We start from the raw sequence: 1,407 nt of genomic DNA, 5'->3' as shown, positions 1-1,407 counted from the left end.
GGTCGATTCTGTTGAAAAAGGCAGTTCTGCGGCAGCCACTCAGCCAAGTGCACCTGCTTTCGAAGTGGCTGCAAGCCACTTCAAGTTGTCTTTCGGCGTTTTACTGAGCGTCCCGGCTCAGGTTTGAAGGTTAATTCGAGGGTTTCTGCTCGCAGCAGGCGGACCTATCCCGTGAGCGGTGGCCCGTGAGGCATGAGCTTGGCCATGCGTCGCAGGTTCTGCACGGTCGCCGCCAAGGTGAATTCATCAGTGGCACCGGTCAGGCCACGCAGTCGTAGACGGTCGAGTCTCATGATCCGTTTGAGGTGAGCGAAGAGCATCTCCACCTTCTTTCGTTCGCAGCGAGAGACGAGATATTCCGGTGTCTTGGCGATGCGTCGCGCCACGTCGCGAGCCGCTTCATGGATGCTGCGGACGATCTTTCGGATCGGCGTATTGGGACAGCACTTCGCTTTCAGTGGGCAGGTGGTGCAGTCGGCTTGGCTGGAGCGGTAGATGATGGTGTTGGCCTTGGTCACCCGCGATCTTTGCTGAGTGAAGGCCCGCCATTCACTGCGTAGCGGTTTGCCGGCTGGGCAGCGGTATTCATTGGCCTCCTGATGCCAGTGAAAGTCATTGCTGGAAAGGCTGTCGTCCTTGCGCTCGGTCTTGTCCCACACCGGCACGTGCGGCTCGATGTTCTTCTCTTCGACCATCCAGGCCAGCATCGGAGCCGTGCCATACGCGGTATCGCCGATGAGGCGCTCCGGCGTGAGGTCGAACTGCGCTTCGACACGATCCACCATCGTCCTGGTCGACTCGACTTCGGCAGGCCGATGCGCCGGGGTGGCTTCCACATCCAGGATCACGCCGTGCGCGGTGTCGATCAGGTAGTTGGTGGAGTAGGCAAAGAAGGCCGGGCCACCGGGCGCTGCGGTCCAACGGGCCTGCGGATCGGTGAGCGAAATCTTCTTGGGAAGGGCTTCTGCCAGCGCCTCCTCATTGAGGGCTTCGAGGTATTCGCGCACGGCGCGAGTGCTGAGCGCCGGATCGCGCCAGTCGACCTCATCTCCCGCCACCCCACGTTGCCGGCTGGCATCCGCCTTGATGATGCTGGCGTCGACGGCGAACCCTTCACCCTTGACCAGGCCGGCCGCCATGCAGCGCCGCAGCACCTCATTGAACAACCAGCGGAACAGATCGCTGTCACGGAAACGGCCGTGGCGATTCTTCGAGAAGGTCGAGTGATTGGGAACCTCATCCTCCAGGCCCAGCCGGCAGAACCAGCGATAGCCCAGGTTTAGGTGCACCTCTTCGCACAATCGCCGCTCGGAACGGATGCCATAGCAGTAGCCGACGACCAGCATGCGCACCATCAATTCGGGATCGATCGAGGGGCGCCCGATGGGGCTGTAGAAATCCGCCAGG

The 1,407-nt window shown here is 61.4% G+C and carries 1 protein-coding gene; it reads right to left on the bottom strand.

Annotated features, from left to right (window positions below; all coding sequences use genetic code 11):
* Positions 1–164 precede the first annotated feature (164 nt).
* Positions 165–1,407, bottom strand: a 1,243-nt coding sequence (locus tag ACYCAX_RS26525) for an IS1182 family transposase (RefSeq protein WP_460249210.1), incomplete at its 5' end; no start/stop codon positions are given.

This window comes from Pseudomonas sp. MT3 (assembly GCF_054720805.1).
The sequence above is the reverse complement of the archived record's forward strand: the minus strand, read 5'-3'. Positions and strand labels throughout refer to the sequence as shown.